Origin of the sequence: Klebsiella sp. BIGb0149 (assembly GCF_004362605.1) — a bacterium.
Classification (GTDB): domain Bacteria; phylum Pseudomonadota; class Gammaproteobacteria; order Enterobacterales; family Enterobacteriaceae; genus Klebsiella; species Klebsiella terrigena.
On sequence record NZ_SNYG01000008.1, the window covers coordinates 35,356 to 61,440 of the forward strand.

The window sequence follows — 26,085 nt, forward strand, 5'->3', positions numbered from 1 at the left end:
GGTGAGTATTTGTGGAGACAGGAGCACTACTTTCTGTCTCCCAAAAGATCCTGTACATCATTCTGTGTAAACGCCTTTCCTCAGTAACGTTGACTAAGCCCTCACATTCCAGTCGTCGGTATACTGCACGTTACCATCGACATAGCGCCATGTGATTCTATCGTACATAAGAGCAATAGATTCCATATGATTGATCTGCGCGTTACCAGCCATTTTAGCGTTTGGCATACCCGGATTCACGCCTGTAATCTTCACGCCCTCGAGGGTCATAATGAAGTAGCACTCTTCCTGCCCTGCATCGTTAATATGATACCAGCGAATCTCCGCGCTTTTCAGCGTCTGCCCCGTAGATACGGCTCTATATAGATACGGGCTGGAGCTATCAAACTCCTTTTCAATCATCATCGGAGAGTGCGATCGCTTGCCAGTGATCTTACCATTGGCACCGTCCACCGGAATGTTCAAACCGTGGCTAAAACCAATAATCTCGATACTCCCTTCACGATCCTTAACGTCTACAGATCCCTTAATATCTGCGCCACCATCATCTTTAAGCCACATATAAGCCGGAATAGGCATTTTACAAACTCCTTTTGGTTGTGATTTTATTCATAACGACCCCATAACAAGCCACCGTTAGCAACAAATTAAAAGTCATGATTGCCGCAATAATGAGAGCTGAATATGTTTCTCCATCGGGGAAAAAAATCTGGTAAGGCAGAAAGCGGAAAAGCATCCAGAACAACAACGTGAACGCAAATAACTTAGCCAAACGCCGCAGCGTGGATAAAATCCAATCCTCAGGGAGGCGAGCCGGACTCACTTTTCGTGTAACACCGCTGTAGGCAGTAATAATCGTACTTATAACAGGAACACTGATCAGGGTATTAATCAGGATAGCGAAGTAAATATGTAACGATTCCCACATCTCTAAATCAGGTTCACCTAGTATGAAACGAGTAAAATTACTGGCACTTCGGAAATCGAAAAGAGCAATGATTGAACTGACTAAACCGTCGTAAGGAATCACCTCAGAGACAATCAGCATAACCACAGAAAACAATGCTATCTTAATGAACAAGCTAAGGGCATGTTTTGCCATTGGCAATCACCTCAATTGTGCCGTATGCTTTTAGTTTACTCATACAAGGAACATCTACCTGCTGTGTTCTCAGTAACGCGTTGCGTAACATGGCAAAATCTGAATCATGTGAAAGGGTGATACAACCTTCTGACAGCGTGCCACTACAGTCTGCGCCGCCATCATCTTTAACCATATGTACGGAGGGATTGGCATTTCATTTGCGCCTTATTTTTCTGATCAACTTCATCGTTATGAAATAAATAACAGTAGTGGCAATAACCACCGTTAGAACGTCAAGGTAAAAATAAGTGTCATACATGGTTTCTGCGTTAATATCGCCGTAAAAAAGGTCACTTATCTTTGATGCAATTGCATGATTAATGTAAATTTCTGGATTGCCTAATATTCTCCCTATTGCCATACCGATCAGCAGAAATAGAGCCGTCTTTAGCAATCTTACGCCCCATCTACGGGCAAGTGTTGGTGTTGCCATTAGCCACTACCTCAACCCAGCCACGAGCCATAAGAGAGCGCATACACGGAACCTGAATAAGCGATGTGTTCATCAATGCATTGCGAATTTGTGCGAAGTCGGAGTTATGGCCAATAGTTATGCAGCCCTCGGATAATGTTCCAGGATGAAGTCGGAATAATCCACGGTAAACATCGTTAATCCAGGTTCCGTCATCAATGCCCCAATCATCCTTATACAGAGCAAACCATTCATCACGTCCAAACTCTGCGCCGTGCCTAACCTTGTTCCATGTATCCTGTCCTTTGGCTTTCAATCCTGAAAAGAGCCCGCCAGCACCACGATCAACTATCCAATATTTGCCAGGAGGCAACGGGCCATCCCCTTTTACAGCGCTACACGCTCCCTTGTTTCGATAAACACCGTTACCGGAAAAAGCCATGAACACGCCCACGCCGTACAGGTTGAAAGGTGCATAGTCTGCCCCATTTAAAATCAACTTTCCTTGTAGAGCCATAAACCACCCAATACAATTTTATAACATGCGGATTAGGGTATAAGCTGTTTAGCCGACAGTCCATTTTAACTTTATGATTTTATTTTAAATAACCTTATTTTGTTGATAGCAAGCTTATGGCGATAGGAGATGGGTTATGGCAAATAATGAAATTTATCAGGATATGTATGTACTCTTCAGGAACCTGGCTGAGATGCAGACAGAGTTTAAGCTAAGCATATACTCACAAGCTTTGAGCTGACATGTAAGCATACCCATTTTAGTTCCACGCACTTTTTGAGGTTTCCGTTTTTTTGACCCTGGCCCAAAATCAGTACAGTGATAAATCAGAGATCGTCGTCTTTTTGCAGGCTCCGGATAAATTCAGCCGGAGTCATGTCATTTAATGATGAATGTGTTCTCTCATGATTATATTCCCTGCGCCCGTTGTCGAGTTTATATTGTGCATCTTCCAGTGACAGGAACCAGTGAATGTTCAGGCATTCATCCCGCAGACTACCGTTAAATGATTCAATAAACGGATTATCTGTCGGCTTTCCGGGGCAGGAGAAGTCCTTTGTCACCCCCGTTTTCATACGCCCATTTATCCAGACTCTTCGAGATAAACTCGCTGCCGTTATCTGTCTGAATACGCACAGGCTGGCGTTTACTCAGTACCCGTAATCCTTCCATCACACCGACCACATCCTCGCCCTGCAGCGACTTTCCGGCTTGGATCGCCACTAAAATTATCCATTACAGTTAACGCCCGAAAACGCCGTCCGTTAAACAGATTATCCGACACGAAATCCATACTCTAGCACTGATCGATACCGGTCAGAATGGGACGCTGTTGACGATGTGCTGCACTGACATGCCTGCGCGGACGCTTTCGACGCAGATTCAGTCCTTCCAGACAATAAATCTGGTGTGTTTTCTTGTGGTTAACCCGCCAGCTTTCCCGTCGCAACTGGATGTGAATACGCGGGCAACCGTAGCGGATCCGGGTTTCTGCTATTTCCCTGATGCGCAGGGTTATCGCCCGATCATCCCGCCGACTCTGTCAGTGGTAAACGGTTCTGCTTTGCATCAGCACGCCGGACATTGATACGATAAGCCTCCCGCAGGAAATGCACCGCCTGACGCTTCTGAGCCGGCCTCAGAACTTTTGCTTCAGTACCTCCTGCAGCATCTCTTTATCCAGACTCAGATCAGCCACAAGTTTTTTCAGCCGCTGATTTTCATCCTCCGACTGTCGCAAACGACAGAATTCTGTTACGCCCAGACCGGCAAATTTCTTCTTCCAGTTGTAAAAAGTGGCCTCAGAAATGCCCATCTTTCTGCAGACTTCCCCGACGCGGGTGCCGGTTTCAGCGTAAATATAATCTGTTCTTCGGTCTAGCGAGTCTTTTTCATGGCAATAAGCCTCTCTGTGAGCAGGAAGAAAGACCGGATACTTCAGTTTAGACGGGTACTGTTTTCTGGGAAGAGATCATAAGTACAAGCCCCCCCTAGATAATACACTTTATGCTGTTGAACTAATACTAAAGCAAGCTGAGTTCCTTTGAATAACTTGACTTCATAGTTACTATAACTCATTAATTTTTAACGCAGAAAATATGATATGAGCCTACCTCCATTACATATTACATTAGATAAAAATCAACCATTCTTTTTAAGAAAATTTTAGGGACTGAATTACCCTACTCATAATAATCAACCATCTTTTACTGATGAAATAATTCTTACACATCCTAACTAACTCATAATACCCTTCCGTATTAATAGAAGAACAAATATTTCATAGGAAATAAAAATAGCATTTCATTTAATGAAAACAAAATTATGAATAGAGACGAACACCTTATGATTAAGCTACATTCAATATATATAACATTAATTACTGAATATAAAAACAGTGTAAATACATACAGTTCAAAAAAAGAACAAATGATGATAGCATTAAACAAATTTTAACGCTAATCTTACTCCTTAGGGTAATGGATGATATGCGAATAGGGATTTTAAAAGCTGGTAAGGGAGATTCACTTCTGTTGTCATGGGAGGGGAACCACATGCTCATTGATAGCGGTACTCCATCCACTTTAAGGAAGAACCGTAATCCTTCTTTACCTCCAATCAAAGATATTGAATTCTATTTACTCACGCACATCGACTACGATCATATTGGTGGATTTTTAAAATTTTTATCCAAAGCTCAAAGAAATGATCTGCATCCAGATTTGATTTTTTTTGGAAATACATTAGATCTAATACGATATAAAGACAATGATGAAGTTGGTTTTCACCACGGATCTGCACTATCGGCTCTTATATCCACACTTAAGTTAAAAAGCAAACCGCTATTTTCAGGAGATGTGTTATCTTTAAAAAATATCGAGATCACGATTTTATCGCCAATATTAGAACATATCTATATGTTAAAAGAAGAATGGATAAAAATAGAGAAAGAATTAAATAAAAAAGATTACGGCGACGAGTTTGTATCGGTGCAAAAAAAGAAGCTCAAAATTGACATTAAAGTAACACCAGATGATTTAGTAAAAAACCCAATCAATGATTTATTAAATTCAACATCTATAGCATGTCTTATTGAATATAAAAATAAAAAAGCCTTGATGTTAGGGGATGCTCATCCTGGAATAATTTCAAAACAATTAAAAACTTTTCTTAAAAACCAACAGATAGAAAAAATAAATCTTGATATTATAAAAATATCTCATCATGGAAGTAAACATAATACAACATCGGAATTATTAAGCTTAATTAATTGCAATAGATTTATTATTTCTACCGATGGTAGCCGTCCTTATAATCACCCCGATATAGAGACAATAAATAAGATAATCAGTTATGCTATTAACGCTGGATTCCCTAAGATTTATTTTTATTTTAATTATCAATCTGCATCAGAATTCGAAATCATAAATGAAGCAGAGCTTGATATTGAAATTTTCAAAATCGTCACCAATGAGATCATTTTATGACTTGCTACCAGATCAATAACCTATGCAGAGTAACAGCATTCGTTTATATATCAGATAATTTCATCGGATGTGCTGTTATATTTAAAAACAATAATGAAATCATGCTAGCAACAGCATTTCATGTTCTTGAGCCATTAATTCTTAATCTTTCCGACTATAGACATTTAATACAAATAATGGATGAAAAAAAACGGATTTATAAAGTTAATGAACTACGAGGTAATATTAATGAAAGCAAGAAGCGTGATATTGCACTTCTAGTTTTAGATGGGGACGTTAACAATCTTGAAGAAATATGTTTTTTTAACCCAATACCCCATCCAAATTTGGAATTAATATCCAGATGCCGAAGCCATCTTAATAAGAACCCTGCTTCATTATATTCAAAAGAACAAATAGAAAAACTTGACGACTTTTATTATTATATAAATATTGACAAAAGCATTATGGAAGACTCTTCTGGCCAATGGGGGGCTAGCGCCCTACACGGAATATCGGGCGCGGGTGTTTTTATTAAAATTCATCAACAATTAGTATTAGTAGGTATTATATCCTCCATTCCTGATGATGGTTTATTTGGAAAAATTAGATGTAGTAACGCCTCTTGTTTTATTGATATTCACGATTCATTAAAAATAAATAACAGCAATGATTATGATTTTGGCAGTTCAATATTAAAAGAATCTTTGCTTATGCTAAAGGATGAAAATATAGAGTCAGTAATTCATGACTGGGGAAACTTAGAAGAGAATAAAAAATACAAAAAAAATATAGACAGAAAAATAAATGTATTACACGTTGCAAGTAAAATTGAGCAAGAAAAGAAAAAAATAATCCTTAATCTGCTTTCTGGAAATAATTTTGCTCGAGCAAGGATGATTAACTATCCAAATATTGAAACTAGCTACTCAACCGCACACCAAGTATTCGGTGGAGAGGATATGACTTTATACGTTAATAACCGCGCAGAGGCAAATAAAGGATATCAAGATATTAAGCTTGATTATCTAAATATTTTGTCCGATAGCCTATCCCCTCACGGTTTACAAAAAGATGAAATACTCTTATTGCGTAATAAAGATATTGCTTTTTGGCTCGCTAATTGTGATTTAGACTTTTTGGAAGATGACTCATGATAGAAATCAAATTAAATAAGCGAAGAATTTTAGCTAGTAGCTCTAATACAAATGAGATATATTCTTCAATAGTATTATTTACTATTTATTACGCTTTAAAAGGAAAAAGTAAATCCGTCAATTTAGAATACATAAGCTTTGCCTTCGACAACATCATAAACAAGACAAAGAACTTAGATTATAATTATGTTCAACTTTGGAATGTAAATACATTAATCAAGCCAATAATATTGTTATTATACTCTTATGAATTACTCGACATTGATTATAAAAACAGAAAAATGGCAGTAAAAATAACTGATAATGGAAATTCATATGTTGAAGAAATGATTAATGAAGAATTATTTAAGGATATTAATACATCAGCTAGAGAAATAACCAAAAAACTGACAGTTAAAAAACTACAAAACAACAAGCTGCTTTGGTAATCTTATGAAAATAAATAGTATAAATCTTCATGCTAGAGTTTTTGGTTCAGTAGAAGAATATGGCTTTTCATATAACTTTGATTCTGGATTGAATATCATTACTGGACATAACTCTAGTGGTAAATCAACAATTATTTCTTGTATTTATTATTGCTTAGGTATGGAGCAACTGCTTGGTGGAAATCGAAATCTAATACTAGATAAAAGCATAACTAGAGAATTCGATTATGATGGAAAAACTTATACCATCACTGAATCCAAAGCAGAATTAGAAATCAGTCACAATAATAGAATTGCAACTTTAAAAAGATATATAAAAAACAACATTGATGAAAACAAAAACAAAATAATAATTACTGAGAATGGAAATACTAAATCATATTTAGTCCACACTTCCGGAGATCATGATAGAGCTTCAGGTTTTTATAAATGGCTAACTCTTTTTTTAGGGATAGAGTTACCTAAAACCTACAGTGAAAATACTGATCAAGTAAAGCATTTATACCTACAAAACATATTTCCTTGTGCTTTAATTGAACAAACTAAAGGTTGGTCTGATTTTTTCGCTCAAATGCCTAATTTTGGAATAAAAGATGCTAAACAAAAATTAATAGAATTTCTTTTAAATTTAGAAAGCTTAGAGAATGAATTTAAAAAGGATATTCTAGTTCAAGAGGAGAAAAATATTAAATCATTGTGGGATAAAAAATATGAAAAAATTGATGGATTAGCCTCTGAAAAAGGCTTTATCTTAAAAGGGATCAATACGGATATCCATAGTAATGACTTAAAAAACATTTCAATGTCTTCATTGAGTAAGATATCGACGGATAAAAAAGAATGGATCACGCTCGAAAAAGAATTAACTGAATTAGATAATGAACTAACATTAACCATAAAGAAAATAAAAGAAAAAAAATCGTCTTTAACACCAGAGTTAATTAAAAATGCACAGAGAAAATTACAATCAGAAATTTCGTTAATAAACCGACAGCTTAGAACATTAAATATAGAACGGATATCAGAAAAACAAAAAATAAATGAATATAAAGAATCAATAAATAAATTAGATATTGAAATAGATAGATTAGATAGTGCTCTAAAGTTAGATGCATTTCTACCTGAAGATAAAAGATCTTCTTTATGCCCACTTTGCGATCACGAACTTGATATTGAATCAAGATTAAATGTTACAAATTCAAAAATGAATTATAGAGATTCCATAGCTTTTCTCAAAAGCCAGAGAAATCTTTACATATCTTATATCAGTAAACATAATGAGCTAGACTCTAAGTTCGATAACATTAGTAATTATTTGGTCAATGAAATTTCTTTAAAGAAAAATGAAATAAAAAACCTGAGAAAAGATATTTCTTCTTTTGAAGACTCGACCCTACGAACTGATATATTAAACGAACTAACTATATCGCAAAAAATAGAACAATATAAAAAACTACTAACTTCATTTAAAGCTATAAAGACAGATCTAAAAGATCTAGTAGTAGAGTTTACTAAATTAAAAGATCATAAATCCTCACTTAGGTCATCAGACGAAAGAGATAATATCAAGATAGCCTTCTTTTTAGAGAAATTTAAGATACTACTAGGTTCTGAGTATTTCAACTATACTAGCAATCATATTTATCATATTGCAATTCAAAATAAACCCCCATCAAGACTACTTCCTGTAATTATTACTGGTCGTGATACTCAAACAATAAGACTCAGTTCTTCCGCAAGTGATTTCATTCGGGCCCAATGGGCATTCTATCTAACTCTTTTGGATATTTCAGCTAACCACCCAGGCTTTTTAATACTCGATGAACCAGGCCAACATGCAATGAATGTAGAAAGCATGGTTGCATTGCTTACATATGCTGCATCATCTAATAAACAGACAATAATGTGTATATCAAAAGACACAAAAGATAAGTCAAATACTGCAAACCTAAATAAAATCTTTACTAAATTAAAAGAAAATCAAAAATATAAACTTATTGATATTGATCCGCATGAGCAAAAATGTGTTGGTTCTCGGTAAAATCACACAAGTATATTAAATAACAACCTGAAGCCATAGTTATTAATAACTATGGTTTCAGCAACCCTAAACTGGTTGAAAACACTTTGCACATAATACTGACGTTCCTATTTTTCTCACTTCCCCAATAAACCCACAGTTATTACATTGAGCAAGTTCATGGTTTTTTCTATTTTGTACTGATTTTAATAAAGAAATATTAACTCTATGTTGCTTGTTCTTATATTGATGGTTTATAGGCCTTTTGTTTGTAGTTTCATTAAATTTTTCAGTAGTCCGTTCTCTATTTAAACAATTCATATTTTGTCGTGCCAACTCGACCTGCTCTCGCATTCTTTTGACTTCTTGCTCCCTATTATAAATTTCACTTATTGCTGTTTCCTTCATGTACTCAGTATCTTTATAATAGACTTTTTTACTTTTCTCTTCGAATGATAAAATATTAAAATCAACTAACTCACACTCCCAGGCATAAGATATCGTATTTAATTCAGTAATATGTGGCTTTCTATAGTAACATTTCAACATGAGCTTCTGAAATTTTTCAGACTCGCTTTTAGCCTCGGCATCAAATACAAAAACATTTGCAAAATTCCCATATGCTATATCTAAAGTTGTAAACTTATCAGGATCAAATGATATAAAAACCCATAATATATATACCCCATTACGTCTATAAAACGCCTCACGATTTATGATTACATCTAAAAATGTGGTTGACACCTGTAGTTCAATAACCAATGGAATATTCGAATACTTTAATACGCAACTTATATCTGGCCTACGCCATTCCTTAGCAATCCCTACATGATTCTCTTGACGAAATGTTGCTTCAACTTTAACATCATCTTCAAACAAATCATCAAGTAATAATAGTTTCGCTATTTTTTCTTTGTTTGTTTTATGGGCCACTCCCTCCTTTTGCCCATTGTATTTTAGAGCACGCAACTCATCTTCAGTTAAGTTTGTTGTTGTCTTTATAGGACAATCGGCTGAATTTTTTGTATGCGCAAAGAACTTTGTTCTATGCGCATCACCTCTTAAAACCACTGATTGATAACACACACTACATAGTGCAATAGGGAATTTTTTTCGAGCCTCTTCAATTTCCCTCCTAAACTTGAAAAAATCCTCATCACTACAATTATCCAAAAATTCGTTCGCATCTAAATGCAGGTCATGCATAGTGAGGAAAACAGATGGCATATTTCTTAACTTCATTATTTAATTTATCCTATAATTTGCTTAATTAATTCTCAATCATTGCTCACAAATTACCTTCAAAGCACAAATGAAGTTTATTTATATATGATGCCCATAATCAAAAGGACTAATCACCTTCTCCCAATTTACATCCAGATAATCCGCCCACCATTGCAGCATCAATCGCCGCTCATCAAGATGCTCAGGGTGAACCAGCAAAACCATGCCTTCGCCGTCAGTCAGCTTATAGGCTTTTGCTTCCGGCTTTGCCGAACGAACCTTCACATCACTCAGAGCCATGATGAGTATCCTTTCAAGGGTCCTGTGTGGGTACAAACATAATCGAACCGGGATATACCCGCAGTTGTACCCGCATCAGTAAGTTGATGTAGATTGAATCAGGTTGACTTAGGTTGAGTGAAAAAGCGAGGAAAGCCTTGCGGATACTGGATTTCAGGCACAAAAAAAGACGTCCGTTGACGTCTATTGATGTTCCGATGGTGCCGAAGGCCGGACTCGAACCGGCACGTATTTCTACGGTTGATTTTGAATCAACTGCGTCTACCGATTTCGCCACTCCGGCACAGAAGGGATACGGAAACGTTGTGGATTATACCTGTCGTTGGCTGCCATGCAAGCAACAGCGTATGCCGGCTACGCTAAGTGTCGAAAAAAACAGCGTAACCCGCCTTTTACCGCGCTAACCCGCGCGCTCCCCTGCTCTCTCAGGCACTTATCTCCGAACCTGCTCGCAAAAAACTGCAAATGCCTCAGGGCGGTTTACATTTTCAGCCATTTGTTATCAGATCCTGTTATTGGTTCGCGTAATAACGCCGATACTTTCCCAATAACAGGGTGCCCGCTATGCGTTTCTATCAGATCGAACCCACGCTGGAGAACTACTGGCGCGGCATTATTCTGTTTGGCAAGAACGTCGCCTCCTATAAGTTCGCGCTGGCCCACGCCCTGTACGACGTCCGCCGCGACGGCAGCGACCTGATCCTGCTCGAAGACCTGGCGCTGCCCTTCAGCCAGCATCTGTGCCGCCATCTGCAGCAGGCGCCGAAGCAGATCACCTCCACCAGAAGCCAGTTCCTTAATACCTGCGACAGCTTTAACCGCCGGGAGATAAGCCAGGATCGGCTCACCGCCGCCACGGTGAAGCTCGGCTTTAGCGTGGTGCTGGATAAGTTTCACAACGTCAATCAGGGCGAAATCGATAAGCGCTTTTTTATCGACGAGCGCAAAACGCACAGGGGCATCCGCCTGACCGACAGCTTTTACCGGCTGACCGAACGCCAGCAGTACCCGAACCTGATCCATGAAACCGAGGCCCGCTGGCGGCTGGTCGAGCAGGCGTGGGCGATGAACGTCTCCCGCAGCCTGATCGCCATCGAATACGATGCGGCCGAACAGCAGCTGTTCAGCGCCAGCAGCGCCCGTCGGGTAGCCATCTCCAGCTGTCGCGACAGCCTCAACGGCTACCAAAAAGGACGATGCTTCTACTGCTACGCGCCGGTTAGCCTCGATAGCGGCGACGAGAACCTGGCCGACGTCGACCACTTTATCCCGTGGAGCGCACGTCATGAGGTGGGCAATATCAACGGCGTCTGGAATCTGGTCCTCGCCTGCCGGAGCTGCAACCGCGGCGAACGGGGCAAGTTTATGCGGGTGCCGTCGCAAAAATTACTCTACCGGTTGCGCGACAGGAACGAATATTTTATTACCAGCCACCTGCCGCTGCGTGAAACGCTCATCCGTCAGACCGGGAGCACGCCGGCGCGCCGGCATGATTTTTTAAACAACGCCTGGAATACCGCGCGTATTACCCTGCTTCATGAATGGGAGCCCCAGGCCGCCGGGCCGGATATCTTCTGATGACCATCAACTATTACCAACACAACGCCGACAGCTTTTTTACCGCCACCGTCGCTGTCGATATGTCCTCCCTGTATACCCCCTTCGTTGAGGCGCTAACGCCGCCGGAGCTGATCCTCGATGCCGGCTGCGGTTCCGGGCGCGATGCGAAAGCTTTCGCAGAGATGGGCTATCGGGTCGAGGCCTTTGACGCCTCCTCGGAAATGGTGGCGCGGGCGGCGCGCTACAGCGGGCTGCCGGTCCGTCAGCGCAGCTTTACCGACATCAGCGAAACCGCGCGCTACGATGGGATCTGGTGCTGCGCATCGCTGCTGCACGTGCCTGGCGATGAGCTGCCCGGCGTGATGCAGCGGCTGGCGACGGCACTTAAACCCGGCGGCGTCTGGTACGTCTCGTTTAAATACGGGACCGGCGAGCGCGAAAAAGAGGGGCGACGCTTTACCGACCTCGATGAAGCGGGCCTCACGGCGCTGGTCGCCGCTCTGGCGGATATCGACATCACGCGGATGTGGCAAACCCTGGATAAGCGCCCGGAGCGCAGCGAAACCTGGCTGAATGCGCTGCTGCTGAAGGCCTGAGCCTGCGCTCCCTTCCCCTCGCCGCCGGGGGGAACTCTGGCCGCTCTTCGTTTCTCGCCCCACCCACGCCCCTCCCCCACACCTCCTTCTGCCAGGCGTCGCCACCCCCAATGCTCTACACTTCCTGATTATCTACGCCAAACCCAAGGAAACCGTCATGAGCATAATTAAAAGCTACGCCGCCAAAGAAGCGGGCGCCGATCTGTCGCTGTGGGAATACGACGCCGGCGAACTCCGGCCGGAAGATGTCGAGGTCCAGGTGGAGTACTGCGGCATCTGCCACTCGGACCTGTCGATGATCGACAACGAATGGGGCATGTCGAGCTACCCGCTGGTTGCCGGGCATGAAATCATTGGCCGCGTCGCGGCGCTGGGCAGCGCGGCGCAGGAGAAAGGGCTGAAGGTCGGCCAGAAGGTCGGCATCGGCTGGACGGCGCGCAGCTGCGGGCACTGCGACGCCTGTATCAGCGGCCACCAGATCAAATGTCTGGAAGGCTCGGTGCCAACCATTGCCAACCGCGGCGGCTTCGCCGATAAGCTGCGCGCCGACTGGCAGTGGGTGATCCCGCTACCGGAAAGTATTGATATCGCCTCCGCCGGCCCGATGCTCTGCGGCGGGATTACGGTGTTTAAACCGCTGCTGATGCACAACGTCACCGCCACCAGCCGCGTCGGCGTCATCGGTATCGGCGGCCTCGGCCACATCGCTATTAAGCTGCTGCGGGCAATGGGCGCGGAGGTCACCGCCTTCAGCTCCAACCCGGCGAAAGAGCAGGAAGTACTGGCGATGGGCGCCGATCGCGTAGTCAACAGCCGCGATCCTGAAGCCCTAAAAGCGCTGGCCGGCCAGTTCGACCTGATCATTAACACCGTGGCGGTGGATCTCGAATGGCAGCCGTACTTCGAAGCCCTGGCTTACAGCGGCAAATTCCATACCGTCGGCGCGGTGATGAAGCCGTTCCCGGTACCCGCCTTTACCCTGATCCGCGGCGACCTCAGCATCTCCGGTTCGGCGACCGGCAACCCGTCCGAGCTGCGCGCGCTGATGAAATTCGCCGGGCGCAGCAAGGTCGCGCCGATCACCGAGCAGTTCCCGATGTCGCAAATCAACGAGGCGCTCAAGCACGTGCGCGAAGGCAAGGCCCGCTATCGGGTGGTGCTGAAAGCCGACTTCTGACGATCTCCGCCGCGCTCAGGCCGCATGTACGCTACCTGAGCGCCGGTCTGTAACCTCTCCGCCGGGCGGCCCGTCTACCCGGCAGCTCCGCCCCCGGTCATTAAATAGTCATCTTCCCGCCATACTTTTGCAGTCAAAGCTTCTCACAATCCGTGCTTCGACAATGCCCGATTGAGACGTCGCCGTTATGAGAAAAAGCTGGCTCCCCTGGCTGATACTGTCACCTTCGCTGCTGTTTTTACTGCTCTTTACCTGGTTCCCGCTGGGGCGATCGGTCTACGACAGCCTGTTCGATACCCGGATGGTCAGCGACGGCGCGCAGTTCGTCGGCCTCGATAACTTCACCCGCCTGTTCGCCGATAGCGTCTTCTGGCAGTCGCTGGCCAACAACCTGCTCTATATCCTGCTGACGGTGGTGCCGGGCGTGACCCTCGCCCTGCTGCTGGCGGTGGCGCTGAGCGAAAACCACCGCGTCAACCGCTGGCTGCGCACCGCCTTCTTCTTCCCGATGATTATCCCGATGGTCAGCGCCGCCGCGCTGTGGCTGTTTATCTTTATGCCCGGCCTCGGCCTGCTCGACCACTACCTGGCGAAGATCGTCGGCCCGATGAACAACAACTGGCTGGGGCGCAGCAACACCGCCCTGCTGGCGCTGGCGCTGATTGGGGTGTGGAAGTTTGCCGGCTACTACATGCTGTTTTTCCTCGCCGGCCTGCAGAGCATCCCGGCCTCGGCCCGCGAAGCGGCGATTATGGAAGGCGCCACCCGCAGCCAGATGTTCTTTAAAGTCACCCTGCCGCTGCTGCGCCCGACTCTGAGCTTCGTCATCACCACGGCGCTGATCTACTCCATCACCCAGATTGACCACGTGGCGGTGATGACCCGCGGCGGGCCGGACAACGCTACCACCGTGCTGCTCTACTACATCCAGAACCTGGCCTGGGATACCCACGACCTCGGCAAAGCCTCCGCCGCCACCTTCCTGACGCTGGCCGGGCTGTTCGCCTTCTCGCTGCTTAACCTCAGACTGCTGGAAAAAGGAGCCCACCATGAGCGCTGAAATCTCGCCCCTGGCCGTGCGCTCGTCGGGTGCCTCGCGTCCGCTGTGGCTGCGCCTGCGCCGTTCGCAGCCCTTCACCCTCAGCGTGCTGATGTGCTGCCTGGCGCTGCTGTGGGTGAGCCCGTTTATCTGGATGCTGGCAACCTCGTTCAGCGCCACCACCTTCGGTGAGGATATGGCCTCGCTGCTCCCCAGGCTGCCGCTGACCCTTGATAACTTCCGCGACGCCTGGGCCAGCGCCGACTGGCTGAGCCTCTACGCCAACACCATTATCTTCACCTTCGGCACCTTCTGCGTGCAGCTGCTGACCATCACCACCGCCGGCTACGTCTTCGCCTGCCACGAGTTCCGCGGCAAGCAGACCCTGTTCCTGCTGTTTCTGGTGCAGCTGATGATCATGCCGGTGGTGATGATGGTGCCGAACATGCTGACCCTGAAAACCTTCGGCCTGCTCAACACCCTCACCGGGGTGATGATGCCCTACTTCACCTCGGCCTTCGGCGTGTTCCTGATGCGCCAGGCGTTCCTCGCCATCCCCAAAGAGCTGGAGGAGGCCGCGCTGATGGAGGGCTGCCGCTGGTGGCAGGTGCTGTTCCGCGTGCTGCTGCCGATGTCCTGGCCGTCGGTGCTGGCCTTCGCCACCGTCAGCATTACCTACCACTGGAACGAATACCTGTGGCCGCTGATGATGCTCAACGATCCCGATAAGCAGGTGCTGACCGTGGGGCTGGTCTCCTTCGCCATGGGCGCCGAATCCGGCGGCCAGTGGGGCACCATCGGCGCCGGGACGCTGATGGTCTGCCTGCCGCTGATGCTGGCGTTCATCCTTTTCCAGAAACAGTTCCTGCGAAGCTTCGGCTTCTCCGGGATCAAATAAGGAGTTATTGATGCTGTTAGCGCAAATTTCCGATACCCACTTCCGCAGCCACGGCCAGAAGCTGTACGGCTTTATCGACGTTAATGCCGCCAACGCCGACGTGGTTTCCCAGCTCAACGCCCTGCAGGAGCGTCCGGACGCGGTGGTGGTCAGCGGCGATATCGTCAACTGCGGCCGCCCGGAGGAGTACGAGGCGGCCCGCCAGATCCTCAGCGGCCTGAACTACCCGCTGTATCTCATTCCCGGCAACCACGACGACAAAGCGCTGTTTCTCGAATACCTGCATCCGCTGTGCCCGCAGCTCGGCAGCGATCCGCAGAACATGCGCTATGCGGTGGACGATTTTGCCACCCGCCTGCTATTTATCGACTCCAGCCGCGCCGGCACCTCCAGCGGCTGGCTGACCGACGAGACCATTAAATGGCTGGAAGCCCAGCTGTTCGACGGCGGCGATAAGCCGGCGACGGTATTTATGCATCACCCGCCGCTGCCGCTGGGCAACGCCCAGATGGACCCCATCGCCTGTGAAAACGGCTATCGCCTGCTGGCGCTGGTGGAGCGCTTCCCGTCGCTGACGCGCATTTTCTGCGGCCACAACCACAGCCTGACCCTGACCCAGCACCGCCAGGCGATTATCTCCACCGTGCCGGGAACCGTGCATCAGGTGCCCTATTTCCACGAAGATACCCGCCCGTACTACGACATGTCGCCGGCCTCCTGCCTGATGCATCGCCAGGTGGGCGAGCAGTGGGTGAGCTACCAGCACTCGCTGGCGCACTATGCCGGGCCGTGGCTGTATGACGAAAACATCAGCTGCCCGACGCAAGAGCGCTAATCACGATGCTGAGTTTGCAAAATATCACCAAACGCTTCGACGGCAAGCCGGCCCTCAGCGCCCTGTCGCTGGATATTCACGAAGGCGAGTTCGTGGTGCTGGTCGGCCCCTCCGGCTGCGGTAAAAGCACCCTGCTGCGCCTGCTGGCCGGGCTCGATCGGGTCAGCGACGGTGAAATCTGGCTGCACGAGCAGAACATCACCGATATGTCGCCGCGCGAGCGCAACTTCGCGATGATCTTCCAGAACTACGCCCTGTTTCCGCATCTGTCGGTGCGCGACAACATCACCTTCGGCATGAAGGTGCGCAAGGAGGAGAAGGCCAGCTGGCAGCCGCGGGTGGATAACGTCGCGCAGATGCTGCAGCTGGACGCCCTATTGGATCGCAAGCCGGCGAAGCTCTCCGGCGGCCAGCGCCAGCGGGTGGCGATGGCCCGCGCCATCGTGCGCAATCCGCGGCTGTTCCTGATGGATGAGCCGCTCTCCAACCTTGACGCCCGCCTGCGCAGCGAGGTGCGCGACAGCATTATGGACCTCCACCAGCAGCTGAAAACCAGCACCGTGTACGTCACCCATGACCAGACCGAGGCGATGTCGATGGCCGACCGTATCGTGGTGATGAACGCCGGCCACGTGCAGCAGGTCGGGCGTCCGGAACACCTCTACGCCCACCCGGCCAATCTGTTTGTCGCCGGGTTTATCGGCTCCCCGGCGATGAACCTGCTGTCGCTACCCTGCGCCGACGGCAAGGTACGTCTCGGCGAGCTGCGTCATCCGCTGCCGCCGCGCTATCGCGATGAGTCCCGCGTCTGGCTGGGCATCCGCCCGGAACATATCAGCGATCGCGTGGAAGAGGGCCATCTGCGCCTCTGTGCCACCGTGCTGCAACGAGAACTGATGGGGGCCGACTACCTGCTCCACGTCAGCACCCCCATCGGCACCCTGCGCTTTAGCCGCCGCCATCGCGGCGCGGTGCCGGAGAAAGGCGATTCGCTGATCCTCGGCTTCTCGCCCGGGGATATTCATCTTTTTCATGCTGAGAAACAGCATAATTTACTCCAGGAGATTGACCATGCTTAAGCCCTTAGCGGCCATCACCGTCAGCCTTAGCCTTGCCCTCTGCGGTACGGCGCTGGCGAAAGAGAAGATCGATTTCATGTTCCCGGCGCCGGTAGACGGCAAGCTGACCATGGAGATGACCCGCGTCATCAAGGCCTTTAACGACTCGCAGCAGGACGTGGAAGTGCGCGGGATCTTTACCGGCAACTACGACACCACCAAGATCAAAGCCGAGTCGGCGCAGAAGGCCGGGCAGCCGCCGGCGCTGGTGATTATGTCCGCCAACTTCACCACCGACCTCGCGCTCAAGGATGAGATCCTGCCGATGGACGAGCTGTTCAAATACGGCGACCAGAAGGCCGGGGATTTCCTGGTCAACGAGTTCTGGCCGGCGATGCACAAAAACGCCCAGGTGATGGGCACCACTTACGCCATTCCGTTCCATAACTCGACGCCGATCCTCTACTACAACAAAACCCTGTTCGAGCAGGCCGGGATCAAGCAGCCGCCGCAGACCTGGGCCGAGATGCTGGCGGATGCCAAAAAGCTGACCGACGAGAGCAAAGGCCAGTGGGGCATTATGCTGCCGTCCACCAACGACGACTACGGCGGCTGGATCTTCTCGGCGCTGGTGCGCGCCAACGGCGGGAAATACTTTAACGAAGACTACCCTGGCGAAGTCTATTACAACGCCCCGACCACCATCGGCGCCCTGCGCTTCTGGCAGAACCTGGTCTATCAGGACAAGGTGATGCCCTCCGGCGTGCTGAACTCGAAGCAGATCAGCGCGTCGTTCTTCTCCGGCAAGGTCGGGATGGCGATGCTGAGCACCGGCGCGCTGGGCTTTATGCGCGAGAACAGCAAAGACTTCGAGCTCGGCGTGGCGATGCTGCCGGCCAAAGAGCAGCGCGCGGTACCGATCGGCGGCGCCAGCCTTGTGAGCTTTAAAGGCATTTCCGACGAGCAGAAAAAGGCGGCCTATCAGTTCCTCACTTACCTCGTCAGCCCGCAGGTCAACGGCGAGTGGAGCCGCTTCACCGGCTACTTCTCTCCGCGCAAAGCCGCCTACGATACGCCGGAAATGAAGGCCTATCTGCAGCAGGACCCGCGCGCGGCCATCGCCCTGGAGCAGCTGAAATACGCCCATCCGTGGTACTCCACCTGGGAAACCGTCGCCGTACGTAAGGCGATGGAGAACCAGCTGGCGGCGGTCGTCAACGATGCGAAGGTCACCCCGGAAGCGGCGGCCCAGGCCGCGCAGAAAGAGGCCGATGCCCTGATGAAGCCGTACGTGGATAAAACCGCGCTCGCGGAGATAAAGTAAGCCCCCACCTCGTCGCCCCGACGGCCGCACCGCGCCGAGCGGGGCGACGAGGCATTTTCACCCCAGCCGTTTGATTTTTCAGCGCAAAAAAGGTACTTTTTCACCCTCTCCCCGCGCGAATGGTCGTACATAATGCCTATTATTCAGTCTGTTGAACGTGCCTTGACGATCCTCGATCTGTTTAACGACCAGGCGAAGGAGCTCAAAATCACCGACATCAGCAAGCAAATGGGCCTGAGCAAAAGCACGCTCCATTCGCTGCTCAAAACTCTGCAGCTGCACGGCTATATCGACCAGAACCCGGAAAACGGCAAATACCGCCTCGGCATGAAGCTGGTGGAGCGCGGCCACTTTGTGGTGGGCTCAATGGATATCCGCCAGAAGGCGAAGGGCTGGCTGACGGAACTCTCCCAACATACCGGGCAGACCACCCATCTCGGTATTCTCGACGGCCGCGAAGGGGTCTATATAGAAAAGATTGAAGGCCGGCTCGCCGCCATCGCCTACTCGCGCATTGGCCGCCGCCTGCCGGTGCACGCCACCGCCATCGGCAAGGTGCTGATTGCCTGGCTGAGCGACGCCGAGCTGAATACCCTGCTGGATGGCTATCAGTACACCGCCTTCACGCCCGCGACCATCACCTCCCGCGAGGCGCTGCTGGATGTCCTGGCGCAAACCCGCTCCCGGGGCTACGCCCTCGACAGCGAAGAGAACGAACAGGGCGTGCGCTGCGTGGCGGTACCGGTGTGGAATCATGAATCGCGGGTGATTGCCGCCCTGAGCCTCTCCACCCTCACCTCACGGGTGGACGACGACGAGCTCACCCGCTACCGGCTGCAGCTGGAAGAGGCCGGGCGCCAGCTGTCAAAAGCGCTGGGCTACCCGGCCTGATGGCCTACGCCTCTACCGGCAGGTAGCGGAAGTAGTCAAAATCAGCGTAGCAGCCGTCGCCGCTGATATCCTCGCAGTGCAGGCCGACGAACGCCCCGGTAAAGAACCCGCGGCCGCCGATATAGTCGTCCGACAGCTTCCACGCCGCGTAGTCGATCGGCACCCGGTGCCAGTTCTCGCCGTCAAACGAATAGCTGTAGCGGTACACCAGATGGTCAACGTCCACCCGCAGCCACAGGCTCTGCACCTCGTCCGGCACCGGGATCGGCTGCTCGTGCAGCGGCCAGGAAGGCACGTTGTGGTCGAGCTGCAGCACCTTCAGCGTTCTGCCCCGCCCCTCTTCGAAATCGACAAAACAGTAGCTCCAGTTTTTGCTGTTGTAATAGCAGGTTAAACCGGCGCTCTGCTGGAAGTTCTCCGGCGCAAACTCCATCCGCGTTTCGGCGCGGAAGGCAAAGTGCTGCCAGCGCCGCGCCACGGTGGACTGGGTAAAGGTGGAGTTAAGCGAATCGTTGCCGTACAGGCGCAGATAGCCCGGCCGGGCGCTGAGGGAGCCGAGCGTCTCATCGAAGGGAATGCGCAGGGTTTGTAGCTCCGGGTCGAGGGTCGCGCCGTCGAACTCGTCGCACCACGCCGGCTCAGCCGGCGCCTGGCTTTCGGTCATCTGCGGCCCCGCCACCGTCAGCGCCGCGTGCTTGCCGCCCTCGATAACCGGCCAGCCGTCGCGCCAGGCGACGGGCGTAATGCCGGTTTCACGCCCCAGCGAGCAGTAGCCGCGCCCGCCGGATGCCAGCAGCGGCACGCCGGGCAGGCGCTGCGGGCGGCTGACGAGGTACGCCATATACCACTCGCCGGTATGCGTCTCCAGCAGCGAACCGTGGCCGCTTTTCTGCAGCGGGTTCTCCGGCAGGTGCCAGCTGCTCATCAGCGTCACCTCCGGAGAGAGCTCGTAGGGCCCGTCGATATTTTTCGCCCGCAGCACCACCACCGCGTGCTCGTAGCCGGTGCCGCCCTCCGCCACCAGCAGGTAGTACCAGCCCTCTTTGCGGTACAGGTGCGCCCCTTCGGTATAGCGCAGGTCGGTGCCGGTAAACAGGGTTTTGCGCGTCTTCGCCAGGGTTTGCGTCTGCGGGAAGTACTCCTGCATGACGATGCTACAGTGCGGATCGCTGTGGTGGCGCGGCCCCCACGGGCGATAGATGTAGTATTTGCGGCCGTCGCTATCGTGAAACAGCGACGGGTCAAAGCCGCCGTTGCCCATCGCAATCGGCTCGCTCCACGGGCCTTCGACGGATGGGGCGGTCACCAGATAGTTGCGGCCGTTTTTCCACGGCGAGTCGACGATTTTGACATCGGTATACAGCAGCCAGAACAGGCCGTCGGCGTAGCTCAGGCACGGCGCCCAGATGCCGCCGGAGTCGGGGTTGCCTTTCATATCCAGCATCGACACGCGATCCAGCGGCGTGCTGGCCAGCGACCAGTTTTTCAAATCCCGCGAGTGGTAAATACGCACGCCCGGAAACCACTCAAAGGTGGACGTCGCGATATAGTAATCCTCGCCCTGCCGGCACAGCGACGGGTCGGGGTTGAAGCCGGTCAAAATCGGGTTAGTAATCGTATACATATTTCCTCCCTCTTAGTTAGATGCTGCGGCCGCGGCGCCGGGAACGGCTTCACTCTGCGCCGCGCGATGCTTAAGCAGCTGCCGGCTGATGGCCTCAACGCGCTCGTCGCTCAGCTTATAAAGTGAGAGCATGATGAACATGCCGACGTAGAGCACCACCGGCACCACGCAGAACAGGATTTTAATGGTGGTGAGCACTTCCACCGGCTGCACGCTGCTGCTGGCGGAGTAGTTCACAAAGGCGAGAACCCAGCCCACCACCGCGCCGCCGATCGCCAGGCCAATCTTCAGGCTGAACAGATAGGTGGAGAACACCAGGCCGTCGAGGCGGCGGCCGCTGCGGCTCTCTTCGTAATCCACCACGTCGGAGGCCATCAGCCACTGCAGCGGCGTGGTGGTGTTAAAGATGAACAGGAAAACGATGTTGAGCGCGAAAATCAGCCCAATCTGTTCGGCAGGGATAAAGAACAGCAGCAGGCTTAACAGCGAATAGACGACGATAATCCCTTTGAAGGCCTTCACCCGATCGAAGCGCCCCAGCAGGCGCGACGAGGCCAGCGAGCCGAACATGGTGGCGATGCTGCCGTACAGCAGAAACTGCATCGCCATCTCCGGGTGATCCATCACGTATTTGACGAAGTAGAGCGTCGCCCCGCCGCGCACCACGTTGGAACAGGTCGCCATCATTTTGAAGGTGCACATGATCCGCCATTGGGTATTGCCGAACAGCAGCCGGAGATCTTTCATCACCGAAGCGCCCGGCTGCACCTCAAAGGTGTAGCGCTCTTTGGTGGTAAAGAAGCAGACGTACAGCAGCACCACGCCGGTCAGCCCCAGCACGCACATCGCGCCAAAGTAGCCCACCTGTTCGTTGCCCTTGCCGATGATCCCCACCAGCGGCAGCGCGATACCGCTGATCGCCAGCGATCCGGCGGCGGCGAGGAAAAAGCGCCATGACTGCAGCGTGTGGCGCTCTTTCGGATCGGCGGTGATCACCCCCGGCATCGCGCAGTAGGGCACGTTGACGAAGGTGTACACCAGCGTCAGCAGGATATAGGTGATGCTGGCATAGATGATTTTACCCTGCGCGGAGAAGTCCGGCGTGTAGAAGGTCAGCATGCAGACGAGGCCAAACGGGATCGCCCCCCACAGCAGGAACGGGCGGAACTGACCGTAGCGGGTGCGGGTGCGATCCACCAGCAGCCCCATCAGCGGATCGGTAACGGCATCCAGCACGCGCGAAATTAAGAACAGCGTGCCCATCACCCCGGCGGAAAGCCCAAAGACGTCGGTATAGAAATAGGCCAGCAGGAACATCGTCGCCTGCCAGACAAAGCCGCAGGCGGTGTCGCCCAGCCCGTAGCCAATTTTATCTTTCATGGTTAATTGCATATTTATCCCCAACCCCAGAGAGTGGAATGATGCAAACGTCAGGGGCCTGAAGAGGGCAAAAAAATACCCGCAGCGTCGTCAGGAAAACACCCGTGATGCGTGTGCCTAATTCACGTTGTCGTGTTAATAGAGTGTAATGAGCCGCTCGTTTTTACGGCAATGACCATTTTTAATTTATGAATTATGTTTTTTTGTTTTTGTGATTAAAGTCGGTATAAAGAGGAAACTGAATAAATATTTTTAGCTTTTATTTTTAACGAGTTATTGAATAACAAAATACTCAATAAATAGGATTTTAAAGCCAACTAAAATTCGCCCGCGGAATATTTTCCGCAGGCTAAAATTAACCGCTTAATTATTTATAAGCCGAGGGCTTTTTTACCGGCGTTAATAACCTCAATAATTTTATCGGTATCATAAATACAACCTTTCCAGGTGCCGCCGCTCACCGACTGCAGCGCGGCCCAGAGGCGCGTATCGTCCGGTAAAAAATCGTGAGGGTGCAGATCCGGATGCGGCGCTCTCGCCGCCAGCGCCAGGGCGCCCTCCTCCGGCGTCAGGCGCGCCTCCGCCGTGCCGATAAAGTTCACGCTGCCGGTCAGGGCAAGACGGTCAACCACGATCTCGATGATATCGTTATCGCGCAGCCTGCCGATGGGCCCGCCCGCCAGCGCCTCGGGCGCCACGTGGCCAAAACAGGCGCCGGTCGAGACGCCGGAGAAGCGCGCGTCGGTGATCAGCGAAACCGTTTTGCCCCACGACACGTGCTTCAGCGCCGAGGTGAGCTGGTAGGTCTCCTCCATGCCGGTGCCGGACGGCCCGCCGCCGATCACCACCATGATATCGCCCCGCTCAATCTCGCCGTTTTTAATCGCCCCGATCGCCCGCGCTTCCGAAACAAATACCCGCGCCCGGCCGGTGTGGCGGTACACGCCGTCGTCGCCCACTACCGACGGGTCAATGGCGGTGGCTTTGACTACCGAACCTTCCGGCGCGATGTTGCCCACCGGGAAGGCCACCGTCGAGGTGAGCCCTTTCGCCCTGGCGCGCTCCGGCGGCAGGATCACGTCATCCGGATCGACGCCGTCCTGCTCCAGCAGGCACTGGCGGAACTTCTGCCGACGCTCAGAGGCCTGCCACCAGTCGAGGTTTTCCCCGACCGTCTGGCCCGTGACCGTCATAGCATCGAGGTGCAGCAGGCCGAGATCGCGCAGGTGCAGCATCACTTCCGGCACGCCGCCGGCGAGGAACGCGCGCACCGTCGGATGGTAGTCCGGGCCGTTGGGCAGCACGCTGACCAGCCGCGGGACCTTGCGGTTGATGCGCGTCCAGCGCTCGACGTCGGGAATGGTGCAGCCCGCCGCGTGGGCAACGGCCGGAATATGCAGCAGCAGGTTGGTTGAGCCGCCAAACGCGGCGTGGATCACCATCGCGTTTTCGATGGCCTTATCGGTCAGGATATCGCGGGTGGTAATGCCGCGATTATCCAACTCGCTCACCGCCCTTGCCGACTGGCGGGAGATCTCCAGCCACACGTCCTGCCCGGACGGGGCCAGCGCCGAGTGCGGCAGCGCCATGCCCAGCGCCTCCGCCACCACCTGCGAGGTCCCGGCGGTGCCTAAAAACTGGCAGCCGCCTCCCGGCGACGCGCAGGCGCGGCAGCCGAGTTCCGCCGCTTCCTGCAGCGACAGCTCGTGGTTGGCGTAGCGCGCGCCGATGGTCTGCACCTTTCCGGCATCTTCGCCAAAGGTTGGCGGCAGCGTCGCCCCGCCGGGCACGAGGATCGTCGGCAGATTATGCATCGCCGCCAGGGCGATCATCGTCGCCGGCAGCCCCTTGTCGCAGGTGGCGACGCCGATCACCGCCCGCCGGGTTGGCAGGGAGCGGATCAGGCGGCGAAACACGATCGCCGCGTCGTTGCGGTACGGCAGGGAGTCGAACATCCCGTGGGTGCCCTGGGAGCGTCCGTCGCACGGATCGCTGACGAAGGCGGCGAAGGGAATGCCGCCGCTGCGGGTGATCTCCTTTGCCGCCGCCTGCATCTGCAGGCCAATCTCCCAGTGCCCGGTATGGTAGCCCAGCGCGATCGGCCGGCCGTCGCCGGCGCGAATGCCGCCCTGGGTGCCGACGATCAGCACCTCTTTCCCCGTCAGCTTGTTGGCGTCCCAGCCCATGCCGGCGTTCTGCGTCATGCCGAACAGGTTGCCGCTCGGCGACTCCATCAGCATCTGCGGCGTCAGCGGCAGCGCGCCCTGAGGGCCGGCGGCGTGGGTAGTGACCGCATAGAATGCATCGTCCTGCGGAGTGAAAATCTTGTCGATGGTCATCGTCTTTTTCCGTATCAGCAGAGCTTGAGCCGTTGCAGCAGCGCTTTGAGCTGCGCCTTGCCGGCCTCACTCAGCGGCGAGGCCGGCGGCAGCACGTGCGTTGACAGCGGCCGGCCGCACAGGACCGTCGCCTCTTTAATCACGTTCACGAACGGCGTATCGAGCTGGTAGATCTGCGGGATTTGCAGCAGCGTCTGATGATAGCTTGCCGCCTGCGCCAGGTCGCCGTCGCGAAAGGCCTGCAGCAGCTTCACCGACAGCTGCGGCGCAAAGTTAGCGCTGGCCGAGATCGCCCCGTCGCCGCCCAGCAGCAGCGTATTGAACAGGTGATCGTCGTAGCCGCAGAGCACCGAGAAATTCGGGTGCGCCGCCTTCACGGTCAGGATCATGCTGCGCAGATGGGCCACGGAGTCGATGGTGTCCTTGATGCCGACGATATTGCTGCGTGAGTCCGCCAGGGTTTTGACCAGCGCCGGCGTCAGGTCCTGGCCGCTGAGCGCCGGGAAGTTATAGAGAATAACCGGCAGCGTCACGCAGTCCGCCACCTGCTGGTAGTAGCGGATCAGGTTCTGTTCCGACACTTTCCAGTAATAGGGGTTAATCACCACAATGCCGTCAGCTCCCGCCGCCTGCGCATGCTGGCTGAGCTCAACGGTCTCCCGCGCGTTGGTGCCGCCGGTGCCAATCAGAACCGGCACCCGCCGATCGACGTGGCCAATGGCGAACGCCGCAACCGCCTTGCGCTCTTCGGTGCCGAGCTGCGAGAACTCCCCGCCGCTGCCGAGGAAGAACAGGCCGTCAACGCCCGCGGCGATCGTATCGTCAATAAGCGCCGCGAAGCCCGGCTTATCAAGCTGGCCGTCGGCGGTAAAGATGGTGGAAACAGGCGGAATAATCCCCGAGAACTGCACGGTCTGCTGCATGAGATCTCCTTGCTGATGCATTGCTCGACATTTTTGTTCTATATTATAGAACAGCGTTCGTTTATTTACCGATCATACTATGCTGCCGGGAAAGGGAAGGTAAATGGGGTTGCGGACGCAGGTGCCGATTTTTCAGGCTGGATCACATAATGCTGCAACGGCGCTGATCTATAGCGCCGCGCAGCGGAGGCGGAGGCGGAGAAAATCCTCCGGCCGTCGTTCTTGCAGGGGCGGCGCGAGAGGAGAAAATACCCGAGGTGGCGCGTGGCACCG

23 protein-coding genes, 1 tRNA gene and 2 pseudogenes are annotated in these 26,085 nt (G+C 51.5%); 13 read left to right on the forward strand and 13 right to left on the reverse strand.

Annotated elements, in window-relative coordinates:
• Window positions 1–93 precede the first annotated feature (93 nt).
• From EDF75_RS23100 to EDF75_RS23125, 6 genes and pseudogenes are all read right to left on the reverse strand, one after another.
• Complete coding sequence (locus EDF75_RS23100) at window positions 94–579, reverse strand: Hcp family type VI secretion system effector (RefSeq protein WP_133601013.1); 486 nt, start codon at window positions 577–579, stop codon at window positions 94–96.
• Window position 580: 1 nt separating this feature from the next.
• Window positions 581–1,102, reverse strand: a complete 522-nt coding sequence (locus tag EDF75_RS23105) for a hypothetical protein (protein WP_133601014.1) — start codon at window positions 1,100–1,102, stop codon at window positions 581–583.
• A pseudogene (locus tag EDF75_RS27430) lies at window positions 1,083–1,244 on the reverse strand (DUF2778 domain-containing protein); the annotation flags it as partial. The gene EDF75_RS23105 and the pseudogene EDF75_RS27430, both read right to left, overlap by 20 nt.
• Window positions 1,245–1,298: 54 nt before the next feature.
• A complete protein-coding gene (locus EDF75_RS23115) occupies window positions 1,299–1,577 on the reverse strand; it encodes a hypothetical protein (protein ID WP_133601016.1) in 279 nt (92 codons plus the stop codon).
• Complete coding sequence (locus EDF75_RS23120) at window positions 1,552–2,073, reverse strand: DUF2778 domain-containing protein (protein ID WP_133601017.1); 522 nt, start codon at window positions 2,071–2,073, stop codon at window positions 1,552–1,554. The genes EDF75_RS23115 and EDF75_RS23120 overlap by 26 nt, the downstream gene beginning before the upstream one ends.
• 326 nt (window positions 2,074–2,399) lie before the next feature.
• Window positions 2,400–3,438 (reverse strand): annotated as a pseudogene (locus EDF75_RS23125) (IS3 family transposase).
• A 623-nt stretch (window positions 3,439–4,061) separates the two neighbouring features.
• On the opposite strand from EDF75_RS23125, the gene EDF75_RS23130 reads away from it, so the two are divergent.
• The 4 genes from EDF75_RS23130 to EDF75_RS23145 all read left to right on the forward strand — a co-directional run bounded on the left by EDF75_RS23130 (window position 4,062) and on the right by EDF75_RS23145 (window position 8,665).
• Entirely contained in the window at window positions 4,062–5,060 is a 999-nt protein-coding gene (locus tag EDF75_RS23130; RefSeq protein ID WP_347876912.1) for a ComEC/Rec2 family competence protein, read from the forward strand.
• 101 nt (window positions 5,061–5,161) lie between these two features.
• Window positions 5,162–6,196: a hypothetical protein gene (locus EDF75_RS23135; RefSeq protein WP_133601019.1), complete on the forward strand. Its 1,035-nt coding sequence runs from the start codon at window positions 5,162–5,164 to the stop codon at window positions 6,194–6,196.
• Window positions 6,193–6,624, forward strand: a complete 432-nt coding sequence (locus EDF75_RS23140) for a hypothetical protein (protein WP_133601020.1) — start codon at window positions 6,193–6,195, stop codon at window positions 6,622–6,624. The genes EDF75_RS23135 and EDF75_RS23140 overlap by 4 nt, the downstream gene beginning before the upstream one ends.
• A gap of 4 nt (window positions 6,625–6,628) precedes the next feature.
• Window positions 6,629–8,665, forward strand: coding sequence for a hypothetical protein (locus EDF75_RS23145; protein WP_133601021.1), 2,037 nt, complete (start codon window positions 6,629–6,631; stop codon window positions 8,663–8,665).
• A gap of 66 nt (window positions 8,666–8,731) precedes the next feature.
• Here the strand turns inward: EDF75_RS23145 and EDF75_RS23150 are convergent, their stop codons facing one another.
• The 3 genes from EDF75_RS23150 to EDF75_RS23160 all read right to left on the reverse strand — a co-directional run bounded on the left by EDF75_RS23150 (window position 8,732) and on the right by EDF75_RS23160 (window position 10,451).
• Complete coding sequence (locus EDF75_RS23150; protein ID WP_133601022.1) at window positions 8,732–9,886, reverse strand: DUF6035 family protein; 1,155 nt, start codon at window positions 9,884–9,886, stop codon at window positions 8,732–8,734.
• A gap of 81 nt (window positions 9,887–9,967) precedes the next feature.
• Window positions 9,968–10,168 carry an integrase family protein gene (locus EDF75_RS27435; protein ID WP_133601023.1) on the reverse strand — a complete coding sequence of 67 codons (201 nt, stop codon included), beginning with the start codon at window positions 10,166–10,168 and terminating at the stop codon, window positions 9,968–9,970.
• Window positions 10,169–10,366: 198 nt separating this feature from the next.
• Window positions 10,367–10,451: transfer RNA gene (locus EDF75_RS23160), tRNA-Leu, on the reverse strand.
• A 281-nt stretch (window positions 10,452–10,732) separates the two neighbouring features.
• On the opposite strand from EDF75_RS23160, the gene EDF75_RS23165 reads away from it, so the two are divergent.
• From EDF75_RS23165 to EDF75_RS23205, 9 genes are all read left to right on the forward strand, one after another.
• A complete protein-coding gene (locus tag EDF75_RS23165; protein ID WP_133601024.1) occupies window positions 10,733–11,746 on the forward strand; it encodes an HNH endonuclease in 1,014 nt (337 codons plus the stop codon).
• The gene (locus EDF75_RS23170) at window positions 11,746–12,324 is read left to right on the forward strand and encodes a class I SAM-dependent methyltransferase (RefSeq protein ID WP_133601025.1); all 579 of its coding nucleotides are present in this window, start codon (window positions 11,746–11,748) and stop codon (window positions 12,322–12,324) included. Before EDF75_RS23165 ends, EDF75_RS23170 begins: the two co-directional genes overlap by 1 nt.
• A gap of 157 nt (window positions 12,325–12,481) precedes the next feature.
• Window positions 12,482–13,501, forward strand: coding sequence for an NADPH-dependent aldehyde reductase Ahr (gene ahr / locus EDF75_RS23175; RefSeq protein WP_133601026.1), 1,020 nt, complete (start codon window positions 12,482–12,484; stop codon window positions 13,499–13,501).
• A 187-nt stretch (window positions 13,502–13,688) separates the two neighbouring features.
• On the forward strand, window positions 13,689–14,561 hold the full coding sequence (locus EDF75_RS23180; RefSeq protein ID WP_133601027.1) for a carbohydrate ABC transporter permease: 873 nt from the start codon (window positions 13,689–13,691) through the stop codon (window positions 14,559–14,561).
• On the forward strand, window positions 14,551–15,438 hold the full coding sequence (locus EDF75_RS23185; protein ID WP_133601028.1) for a carbohydrate ABC transporter permease: 888 nt from the start codon (window positions 14,551–14,553) through the stop codon (window positions 15,436–15,438). Before EDF75_RS23180 ends, EDF75_RS23185 begins: the two co-directional genes overlap by 11 nt.
• Window positions 15,439–15,448: 10 nt before the next feature.
• A complete protein-coding gene (locus EDF75_RS23190) occupies window positions 15,449–16,273 on the forward strand; it encodes a phosphodiesterase (RefSeq protein WP_133601029.1) in 825 nt (274 codons plus the stop codon).
• Between the two features lie 5 nt (window positions 16,274–16,278).
• Window positions 16,279–17,352 (forward strand): ABC transporter ATP-binding protein, encoded by a 1,074-nt coding sequence (locus EDF75_RS23195; RefSeq protein ID WP_133601030.1) that lies wholly within the window; start codon window positions 16,279–16,281, stop codon window positions 17,350–17,352.
• Entirely contained in the window at window positions 17,345–18,655 is a 1,311-nt protein-coding gene (locus tag EDF75_RS23200; protein WP_133601031.1) for an ABC transporter substrate-binding protein, read from the forward strand. Before EDF75_RS23195 ends, EDF75_RS23200 begins: the two co-directional genes overlap by 8 nt.
• 132 nt (window positions 18,656–18,787) lie before the next feature.
• Complete coding sequence (locus tag EDF75_RS23205) at window positions 18,788–19,546, forward strand: IclR family transcriptional regulator (protein WP_133601032.1); 759 nt, start codon at window positions 18,788–18,790, stop codon at window positions 19,544–19,546.
• 4 nt (window positions 19,547–19,550) lie between these two features.
• On the opposite strand, the gene EDF75_RS23210 is transcribed toward EDF75_RS23205, so the two are convergent.
• The 4 genes from EDF75_RS23210 to EDF75_RS23225 all read right to left on the reverse strand — a co-directional run bounded on the left by EDF75_RS23210 (window position 19,551) and on the right by EDF75_RS23225 (window position 25,812).
• Window positions 19,551–21,170: a glycoside hydrolase family 43 protein gene (locus tag EDF75_RS23210; protein ID WP_133601033.1), complete on the reverse strand. Its 1,620-nt coding sequence runs from the start codon at window positions 21,168–21,170 to the stop codon at window positions 19,551–19,553.
• A gap of 12 nt (window positions 21,171–21,182) precedes the next feature.
• The gene (locus EDF75_RS23215; protein WP_133601034.1) at window positions 21,183–22,562 is read right to left on the reverse strand and encodes a glycoside-pentoside-hexuronide (GPH):cation symporter; all 1,380 of its coding nucleotides are present in this window, start codon (window positions 22,560–22,562) and stop codon (window positions 21,183–21,185) included.
• Between the two features lie 359 nt (window positions 22,563–22,921).
• Window positions 22,922–24,889 carry a YjhG/YagF family D-xylonate dehydratase gene (locus tag EDF75_RS23220; protein WP_133601035.1) on the reverse strand — a complete coding sequence of 656 codons (1,968 nt, stop codon included), beginning with the start codon at window positions 24,887–24,889 and terminating at the stop codon, window positions 22,922–22,924.
• Between the two features lie 14 nt (window positions 24,890–24,903).
• The gene (locus tag EDF75_RS23225; RefSeq protein ID WP_133601036.1) at window positions 24,904–25,812 is read right to left on the reverse strand and encodes a dihydrodipicolinate synthase family protein; all 909 of its coding nucleotides are present in this window, start codon (window positions 25,810–25,812) and stop codon (window positions 24,904–24,906) included.
• Between the last annotated feature and the right edge of the window lie 273 nt (window positions 25,813–26,085).

Bases quoted from the DNA above. Each gene is read 5' to 3' on its own strand.
- EDF75_RS23100 (WP_133601013.1), bottom strand. From the start codon at position 579: ATGCCTATTCCGGCTTATATGTGGCTTAAAGATGATGGTGGCGCAGAT.
- EDF75_RS23105 (WP_133601014.1), bottom strand. From the start codon at position 1,102: ATGGCAAAACATGCCCTTAGCTTGTTCATTAAGATAGCATTGTTTTCT.
- EDF75_RS23115 (WP_133601016.1), bottom strand. From the start codon at position 1,577: ATGGCAACACCAACACTTGCCCGTAGATGGGGCGTAAGATTGCTAAAG.
- EDF75_RS23120 (WP_133601017.1), bottom strand. From the start codon at position 2,073: ATGGCTCTACAAGGAAAGTTGATTTTAAATGGGGCAGACTATGCACCT.
- EDF75_RS23130 (WP_347876912.1), top strand. From the start codon at position 4,062: ATGCGAATAGGGATTTTAAAAGCTGGTAAGGGAGATTCACTTCTGTTG.
- EDF75_RS23135 (WP_133601019.1), top strand. From the start codon at position 5,162: ATGCTAGCAACAGCATTTCATGTTCTTGAGCCATTAATTCTTAATCTT.
- EDF75_RS23140 (WP_133601020.1), top strand. From the start codon at position 6,193: ATGATAGAAATCAAATTAAATAAGCGAAGAATTTTAGCTAGTAGCTCT.
- EDF75_RS23145 (WP_133601021.1), top strand. From the start codon at position 6,629: ATGAAAATAAATAGTATAAATCTTCATGCTAGAGTTTTTGGTTCAGTA.
- EDF75_RS23150 (WP_133601022.1), bottom strand. From the start codon at position 9,886: ATGAAGTTAAGAAATATGCCATCTGTTTTCCTCACTATGCATGACCTG.
- EDF75_RS27435 (WP_133601023.1), bottom strand. From the start codon at position 10,168: ATGGCTCTGAGTGATGTGAAGGTTCGTTCGGCAAAGCCGGAAGCAAAA.
- EDF75_RS23165 (WP_133601024.1), top strand. From the start codon at position 10,733: ATGCGTTTCTATCAGATCGAACCCACGCTGGAGAACTACTGGCGCGGC.
- EDF75_RS23170 (WP_133601025.1), top strand. From the start codon at position 11,746: ATGACCATCAACTATTACCAACACAACGCCGACAGCTTTTTTACCGCC.
- ahr (WP_133601026.1), top strand. From the start codon at position 12,482: ATGAGCATAATTAAAAGCTACGCCGCCAAAGAAGCGGGCGCCGATCTG.
- EDF75_RS23180 (WP_133601027.1), top strand. From the start codon at position 13,689: ATGAGAAAAAGCTGGCTCCCCTGGCTGATACTGTCACCTTCGCTGCTG.
- EDF75_RS23185 (WP_133601028.1), top strand. From the start codon at position 14,551: ATGAGCGCTGAAATCTCGCCCCTGGCCGTGCGCTCGTCGGGTGCCTCG.
- EDF75_RS23190 (WP_133601029.1), top strand. From the start codon at position 15,449: ATGCTGTTAGCGCAAATTTCCGATACCCACTTCCGCAGCCACGGCCAG.
- EDF75_RS23195 (WP_133601030.1), top strand. From the start codon at position 16,279: ATGCTGAGTTTGCAAAATATCACCAAACGCTTCGACGGCAAGCCGGCC.
- EDF75_RS23200 (WP_133601031.1), top strand. From the start codon at position 17,345: ATGCTTAAGCCCTTAGCGGCCATCACCGTCAGCCTTAGCCTTGCCCTC.
- EDF75_RS23205 (WP_133601032.1), top strand. From the start codon at position 18,788: ATGCCTATTATTCAGTCTGTTGAACGTGCCTTGACGATCCTCGATCTG.
- EDF75_RS23210 (WP_133601033.1), bottom strand. From the start codon at position 21,170: ATGTATACGATTACTAACCCGATTTTGACCGGCTTCAACCCCGACCCG.
- EDF75_RS23215 (WP_133601034.1), bottom strand. From the start codon at position 22,562: ATGCAATTAACCATGAAAGATAAAATTGGCTACGGGCTGGGCGACACC.
- EDF75_RS23220 (WP_133601035.1), bottom strand. From the start codon at position 24,889: ATGACCATCGACAAGATTTTCACTCCGCAGGACGATGCATTCTATGCG.
- EDF75_RS23225 (WP_133601036.1), bottom strand. From the start codon at position 25,812: ATGCAGCAGACCGTGCAGTTCTCGGGGATTATTCCGCCTGTTTCCACC.